Genomic DNA, 6,868 nt, shown 5'->3' with positions numbered 1-6,868 from the left:
TGCTCGCGGCACACTTCTTCGTGTTCTACTTCGCGATCCTCTCGGCGATCACGCCGCCGGTGGCCATCGCGTGTCTCGTCACCTCGCGGATCAGCGGCGGGAGCTTCTGGGAGACCGCGCGGCGCTCGCTGGTTCTCGCGGCGCCGCTTTTCGTCCTCCCGTACGTGTTCGTCCTCAACGACAGCCTCCTGTTCTGGGAGTTCCCGACGACGGCGACCACGTTCCTGGTCGTGCTCGTCGGGTTCGTGGCGATGGCCGTGGCGCTGGTCAATCACCTCGAGGGGTCCGTCCCGCTGCCCGTTCGGGCGGCGCTGCTCGCGCTCGCTGCGGTGCTGCTGTTCGCGCCGCTCGTTCCCGCGGCGGGCGTGCTCCGCCTGATCGCGGCCGTGCTCGTCATCGCGCTGGTCGCCTGGCAGGGGAAGTACCTCCCCGAATCGGTGCAGGCGAAGCTCCCGGGCGCGGCGCGGTGACGGACCGCGCGGCGACCGACCGCTAAGCGCCACCGCGGCACGCCACCGCGCCGGCACCACGACGCGCCGGGCGCTCACCTTTATCCTCCGCGTGCCGAAGGGACACGCATGCGTACCGCGATCGACACCGACGACGCGCCCCGGAGCGACTCCCCGATCTCACAGGCGGTCCGGGCCGGTGACACCGTATACGTCTCCGGACAGGTCCCGCGAACGGCCGCCGGCGGCATCGTTGACGGCGACGTCGGCGCGCAGACCGAGCGGACGCTCGACAACCTCGAAACGGTGCTCGCGGCCGCGGGGCTGACGCTCGACGACGTGGTGAAGGTGACCGTGTTCCTGACCGATCTGTCCGACTTCGACGCGTTCAACGACGCGTACCGTCGCCGCTTTGCCGCACCGATGCCCGCTCGGAGCGCCGTCGCGGTGGCGGATCTCGCGGTCGACGCCGACGTGGAGATCGAGGCGGTCGCGGTCGACCCGGACCGGGCCGCGGGGAGGTCGGACGATCCGAACTGAGGACGGCGCGGGCGCGTGAGCGCCTCTCAGCGCCAGGGCTCGGGCGCGACGCCGAGTCGGAGAACGAGCGGTCGATAGAGGAAGGCGATCACGACGACGACGGCGAGTTCGGCCCAGAACCCGATCGGGCCGGCGAGGGCGTTGATAACCGCGAGGCTGCCGGCCAACAGCAGGAACAGCGCCACGTAGTGCGGCACGACCGCCAGCAGGTGATCCGTATCCATGCCCGGGAGTAGTAGCCGAACGGGCGTGAACGTTTCCCAAGACGAGGGACACCGCTCCCGGACCGAGCGGGACCGCCCCCGAGACGCGGCCGACCCGACCGAAAGCGAATCGCGCGAATCGCGTCCGAATTCGGGCGACTGCGTCGTCCCGTGCACGGATCTCGGGGACCCACAAGCTCATTTACCGCGGCCGCGAACCGGTCGCTTATCGGATGGGCTGGCACTACCGACACACCGTGCTCGCGGCGTGCATGCTGGCGTTCTTCGTGACCTTCTTCGCGCGGCTCGCGATCAGTCCGGTCATCCCGTTCATCCGCGCGGACTTCGCGGTTTCGAACGCGAGCGTCGGCCTCGCCCTGACAGGCATGTGGATGGCCTACGGGCTCGCTCAGTTTCCGAGCGGGATCCTCGCCGACCGGTTCGGGGAGCGTCGGGTGATCCTCGTCGCCGTCGGCGGAACGGCCGCGACGAGCCTCCTGCTGGCCGTCGTGCCGGTGTTCGCCATCTTCGTGCTCTGTGCGGTCGCGCTCGGCGCCGTCGCCGGCCTCCACTACAGCGTCGCGACGACGCTGCTCTCCCGGACGTTCGAGGACATGGGTCGGGCGGTCGGGATCCACTCGCTCGGGGCGCCCCTCGCGGGGCTGCTCGCGCCCGTCACCGCCGCGTGGGTCGGGACGCGATACGGCTGGCGGCCGGCGGTCGCGCTCGCCGCGCTCGTCGGGCTGCCGGTCTTCGTTCTGTTCGCCCGACGGGTTCGGCCGACCGAGCCACGGCGGCCGGAGCAGCCCGTTCGCGATCGCCTGGAGCTCGGGCCGCTGGCGCGCGTCGTCTCGCGGCCGCCCATCGCGTTCACGCTGCTCATCGCCACGTGCGGGACGTTCGTGGCGCAGGGGCTGCTCTCGTTCCTGCCCACCTTCCTCGTGGAGTTCCGTGACGTGACGCCCGCCTTCGCGGGGGCGGTGTTCTCCGGCTTCTTCGTCGTCCGCGCCGTCGGACAGATCGCGCTCGGGGAGCTCTCGGACGCGTTCGGGCGGGACCTCGCGCTCGGCGTGTCGATGGTCGCCGGGGCGGCCGGCGTCGCCCTCCTCGTCGCCGGTCCTCCGACCGCCGCGGTCACGGTTGCCGTGGTCCTGGCCGGGGTCGGGTCGAGCTTCTTCTCCGCGCTCGACCCGCGGTTCATGGACAACCTCTCCGAGGCGGAACGCGGCGCCGGCTTCGGCCTGGTCCGAACGGTGTACACGATGCTCGGGTCGACCGGTTCCGCGACGGTCGGCCTGCTCGCGGACCTGTTCGGCTGGTCGGTGTCGTTCGGCGTCATGGCGGCGCTGTTCGCGGTGACGGCGGTCGCCATCGGCGCGAACACGCTGTTCCGGCTCGGCTACTGAGGCGAATCCGCGGAGCCGACGAATCGCGCCGTCCCACGGTCACCGTCTCACCGACCGCGTGCTGCCGGTCCCGCGTCACCGATCCCGCGTCATCGATCCCGCGTCACCGTCTCGCCCGGAGCGGTCGTCGCCCCCGAGGAGAGGGTGACGCCGGCGTTCAGCGCGCTGTTGATCCCGGTCTTCGCCGCCTCGCCGGTGACGACGCCGAACTTCCGGCGACCGGTGGAGACGCGCTCGCCTTTCACCGTCACGCGCACGTCCTCGCCGTCGTGTCTGAGGTTGGCGACGTTCGTCCCCGCTCCGAAGTTCGTCCGGCGGCCGAGCACGCTGTCGCCGAGATACGAGAGGTGGCCGAGGCTGGCTCCGGCCAGCAGGACGCTGTTTTTCACCTCCACGGAGTGGCCGACCTTCGCGCCCTCGCCGAGGTAGGTCGCCCCGCGAACGTACGCGTTCGGACCTACGGTCGCGTCCGCGTCGACGTAGGCGGGTCCCTCGATCACGACGCCGGGCTTCACGGTCGCGCCCTCCTCGACGACGACGGTCCCCGAGAGGTGTGCGTCGTCGCTCACCGTCCCGTCGATCCGCGTCTCGAGCGCCGCAAGCTTCCACTCGTTTGCGGCCAACAGCTCCCACGGCCGGCCCACGTCGAGCCAGCGCTCGAAGGGGACGGCGTCGACGGTCGCCGTCTCGCAGCAACGCTGGAGCACGTCGGTCAACTCGGCCTCGCCGCGCTCGCTCTCGGGGACGTCGAGCCAGTCCCGCGCGACCGCCGGAAAGACGTACGCGCCGGCGTTGATCAGGTTCGAGGGCGGGTCGGCCGGCTTCTCGACGACGCCCGCGACGGCCCCCTCGTCGTCCACCTCCAGTACGCCGTACGCGGAGGGGTCGTCGACACGGAACGAGCCGACCGCCGGCCCCGTGTCGTACAGCGCGGCGAGCGACGCCTCGTCGTAGAGCGCGTCGCCGTTGAGTACCGCGAACGGGGCGTCCGAGAGGTGCGGCGCCGCCGCACGAACCGCGTCCGCGGTTCCGCGCTGTTCGGTCTGTTCGGCGAAGGTCACCGGAACGCCCGGGCCGTGAGCCGCGAAGTAGTCGCGAACCGCGGCCGCCTCGTAGCCGACCACCAACACGATCTCGCTCGCGCCGGCCGCGACGGCGGTCTCGACCGTGTGCGCGACGAGGGGCTTGCCGGCGACCGGGAGCATCGGCTTCGGGAGCGCGTCCGTGAGCGGACGCATCCGCGTTCCCTGTCCGGCCGCGAGGACGACGGTTTGCATATCCGGGCATCCGTCCGCGCCGGCAAAGAGGTTGCGACGGCGACCGCTCGCCGGCGGGCGAGCGGAACGAACCGAACCGCGGTCGTGGTCGGCTACGCCACCGGTCTCACGGTTCACGAAGCGTACACCTCGCGAACGGTTCGCGAAGTGAGCAGATCCCACACGTTGCCGGCTTTCTAAACAGTGTAGAATTTTTAGAATGCCTACGGCAGCACGACCAGACAAAAATCAGAGAAGACGAGAAAATTCTAACCGAGTTATCGGAGCCAGAGGAGCATAAGTAGGGTAAGAAAGCGAATTTTAAAATTTTGAATAAGGTCTGGAATATGAAATTTTAGAATGTTCGCAAATCGTTCCGACAGATAAACGCAAGAGCGGCCGCGTCGAAGGCGGTCGTGAACCCCGCCGGGGCGCCACGTCGAGTTCATCACCGGTAGTGAACGCCGGCGCGGGACCACGACGAACAGCGGGAAACGGCGCACCCGACGGACATCGTGTACCCCGTTCGAGCATCGAAAACACGGTGAGATGCCCAGACCGTTCCAAATTTATGCAAATTGTGGAAATTGTGAAGATCCCACGATCGAGAGACACCGTGGAAAGTCCCGAGTTTGCAGACTGCTTGAGTCGCGAGAACCCGGGAGGGAGCCGTGATGTAAATACGCGACGAACGCAGAATTTCTGGAGTTGGTGGAGTGTCTTGAAATCGTGAAATTCTCGAACCGCTCGAACAGTCCGGTCACGGATCGAGCGGAGCCGGCACGTACGACGGGTCTCGGCGGCGCCTTTACGTCTCCCCACCACGACCGGAGCGCATGGACGTACTTCTCGTCGGCGGCACGGGACTCATAAGCACGGGCGTCACGCGCGGGCTCGCGGCGGTCGGCCACGACGTGACCTGTCTGACTCGCGGCGAGACGAGCGCGGACCTCCCGAGCGGCGTCGAGTTCCGCCACGGCGACAGGAACGACCCCGCGGTGCTCGACCGGGCGGCGCGCGAGGTGTCCCCCGACTGCGTGATCGACATGGTCTGTTTCGACGCCGAGACGGCACGCGAGGCCGTCGCGGCGTTCGACGGGGTGGCCGACCAGTACGTGTTCTGCTCGACGGTCGACGTCTACCACCGTCCGCTCGACCGCATGCCGGTCACCGAGGTGGAGGCAGTCCGCGAGTCGGACCGCGAGGGCGAGCCCGTGAGCGCGTACGGGGCGAACAAGGCGGCCGCGGAGGACGTCTTCCTCGATGCGCACGGCGACGCCTTCGCGACCACGATCGTCCGGCCCTGGAGCACCTACGGCGAGGGCGGTCCGGTCCTGCACACGCTCGGGGCGGGGAGCTACTACGTCGACCGGATCCGCGAGGGGAAGCCGATCATCGTCCACGGAGACGGCACGTCGGTCTGGGGACCGTGTCACCGCGACGACGTGGCCGGCGCGTTCGTCGGCGCGGTCGGCAACCCCGACGCGCACGGCGAGGCCTACCACGTCACCAGCGAGGAGTGCATGACGTGGAACGAGTACCACCGCACGGTGGCCCGCGCGCTCGACGCGCCGGACCCGGACCTCGTTCACGTCCCGACCGACGTGCTCCGCGAGGCGTTCCCCGAGCGGACGGACATGCTCCGCGACCACTTCCGGTTCAGCACCGTCTTCGACAACGCGAAGGCGAAACGCGACCTGGGCTTCAGCTACGAGGTCGGCTTCGAGGAGGGCGTCCGGCGGACGGTCGCGGACATGGACGCCCGCGACGCCGTCGAACCGTGGAACGCCGAGAACGACGACGCGTTCGTCGCGGCGTGGCGCGAGGGGACCGCCGAGGTCGTCGCGAACTGGTTGAACTGAAGCGGAGACGCGAACGAGACCGAACCGGGCGTCCGCCCGCTACCGGAGGCGGTCGAGCGTCGTCGCCCCGTGAGTCAGCGACGCTGCGGCGTCGCTCGGATCGTCGTTCTCGTAGACGAACCAGTCGGCGCCGGCCTCGCGGGCGGCAGCGGCGCACGCGTCGAGGTCGAGGGCGCCCTCGCCGAGTTCGACCGGCGTGCCCGACGCGGCGTCGGCGTCCGAAACGTGGACGTGCGTGATCCGGTCGGCGTGTCGCTCGAGGTACGCGGCGGGGTCGACGCCGCCGACCGCGGCCCAGCCGAGGTCGAGTTCCAGCCCCACGCGGTCGTCGGTGCGCGCGAGGAGTTCCTCCAGCGCGGGTCGGCCGTCGAGATCGGTAAACTCCTGGTCGTGATTGTGGTAACCGAGCGCGAAGCCGTCGGCGGCGAGGTCGGCCGCGACGGCGTTCAGCCGCTCGGCGGCGTCGGCAACTCCGGCCTCGCTCTCGAAGTGCTCGGGGTCGAGCCACGGGACGACCAGCGTCTCAACGCCGAGCGTCCGGTACCGCGCGGTCGTCTCGTTGTACGACTCCTCCAGCGCCGCAAGCCCGACGTGTGCCGCCGCCGGCGCGAGGTCGTTGCGGGTCAGCGCGTCGGCGACCGTTCCCCGGTCGGCCTCGCCGACGCGGTGGGCGAACTCCACGCCCTCGAAGGACGTGTCTCCGACGCGGTCGAGCAGTGCGGGGAGCGGTTCGTCGATGTCGCGAAGGGTGTAGAGCTGGATCGCAGTACGCGCCATGCGCGGACGGCAGCACGGAGCGTAATAAATCCCTCCGCACTGGATCGGCTGGTCAGCCCGACGCGACCTGTATGTTCCCGAGTGACACCGATACTGAGTGATGCAGACCGATTCAGAAGTCTCGCTTTTCTGAAACTCGCGGTGGTGCGGTGCTGTGCGGTCGCGGAGCGGTGCGGTTGCGGTGCGGTTGCGGTCGCAGTGCCGTGCTGTCGGCGCGCGCCGCGGCGACCCTGTGTCGCCGCGACCGCGCGAGGGAGGCGGCGGCGCGGCCGCCTGCTGTGCGGTTCCGCGGCCGCGCCGCCGCCGAGGCTGGGGAGGTACGAGGCCCGCGGTGCGGTCGCGGGGCGGTTGCGGTGTGGTGGGTGGGGCTGAAAG

6 protein-coding genes and 1 pseudogene are annotated in these 6,868 nt (G+C 69.7%); 4 read left to right on the top strand and 3 right to left on the bottom strand.

Annotated features, from left to right (window positions below):
- Window positions 1–470, top strand: a pseudogene (locus AN233_RS09400) (TRAP transporter large permease subunit); the annotation flags it as partial.
- 108 nt (window positions 471–578) lie between these two features.
- The gene (locus AN233_RS09395) at window positions 579–989 is read left to right on the top strand and encodes a RidA family protein (protein ID WP_058366532.1); all 411 of its coding nucleotides are present in this window, start codon (window positions 579–581) and stop codon (window positions 987–989) included.
- A gap of 26 nt (window positions 990–1,015) precedes the next feature.
- Here AN233_RS09395 and AN233_RS09390 read toward each other — a convergent pair whose 3' ends face one another.
- Window positions 1,016–1,213, bottom strand: a complete 198-nt coding sequence (locus AN233_RS09390) for a hypothetical protein (RefSeq protein ID WP_058366531.1) — start codon at window positions 1,211–1,213, stop codon at window positions 1,016–1,018.
- A gap of 212 nt (window positions 1,214–1,425) precedes the next feature.
- Between AN233_RS09390 and AN233_RS09385 the strand changes: the two genes are divergently transcribed.
- The gene (locus AN233_RS09385; protein ID WP_058366530.1) at window positions 1,426–2,598 is read left to right on the top strand and encodes an MFS transporter; all 1,173 of its coding nucleotides are present in this window, start codon (window positions 1,426–1,428) and stop codon (window positions 2,596–2,598) included.
- Between the two features lie 89 nt (window positions 2,599–2,687).
- Here the strand turns inward: AN233_RS09385 and glmU are convergent, their stop codons facing one another.
- On the bottom strand, window positions 2,688–3,875 hold the full coding sequence (gene glmU, locus AN233_RS09380; RefSeq protein WP_058366529.1) for a bifunctional sugar-1-phosphate nucleotidylyltransferase/acetyltransferase: 1,188 nt from the start codon (window positions 3,873–3,875) through the stop codon (window positions 2,688–2,690).
- A gap of 815 nt (window positions 3,876–4,690) precedes the next feature.
- On the opposite strand from glmU, the gene AN233_RS09375 reads away from it, so the two are divergent.
- Window positions 4,691–5,716, top strand: coding sequence for an NAD-dependent epimerase/dehydratase family protein (locus AN233_RS09375; protein ID WP_058366528.1), 1,026 nt, complete (start codon window positions 4,691–4,693; stop codon window positions 5,714–5,716).
- A gap of 39 nt (window positions 5,717–5,755) precedes the next feature.
- Here AN233_RS09375 and AN233_RS09370 read toward each other — a convergent pair whose 3' ends face one another.
- Window positions 5,756–6,493, bottom strand: coding sequence for a sugar phosphate isomerase/epimerase family protein (locus AN233_RS09370; RefSeq protein WP_058366527.1), 738 nt, complete (start codon window positions 6,491–6,493; stop codon window positions 5,756–5,758).
- Window positions 6,494–6,868: the final 375 nt, after the last annotated feature.

The sequence above is a fragment of the Haloparvum sedimenti genome (assembly GCF_001462205.1).
In the GTDB taxonomy this organism is placed as follows: Archaea; Halobacteriota; Halobacteria; order Halobacteriales; family Haloferacaceae; genus Haloparvum; species Haloparvum sedimenti.
Note: the sequence above shows the minus strand (reverse complement) of the source record. Positions and strands in the feature narration are given on the sequence as shown.

Coding starts and splice junctions, on each gene's coding strand:
- AN233_RS09370 (WP_058366527.1), bottom strand. CDS start 6,493: ATGGCGCGTACTGCGATCCAGCTCTACACCCTTCGCGACATCGACGAA.
- AN233_RS09375 (WP_058366528.1), top strand. CDS start 4,691: ATGGACGTACTTCTCGTCGGCGGCACGGGACTCATAAGCACGGGCGTC.
- AN233_RS09395 (WP_058366532.1), top strand. CDS start 579: ATGCGTACCGCGATCGACACCGACGACGCGCCCCGGAGCGACTCCCCG.
- AN233_RS09385 (WP_058366530.1), top strand. CDS start 1,426: ATGGGCTGGCACTACCGACACACCGTGCTCGCGGCGTGCATGCTGGCG.
- glmU (WP_058366529.1), bottom strand. CDS start 3,875: ATGCAAACCGTCGTCCTCGCGGCCGGACAGGGAACGCGGATGCGTCCG.
- AN233_RS09390 (WP_058366531.1), bottom strand. CDS start 1,213: ATGGATACGGATCACCTGCTGGCGGTCGTGCCGCACTACGTGGCGCTG.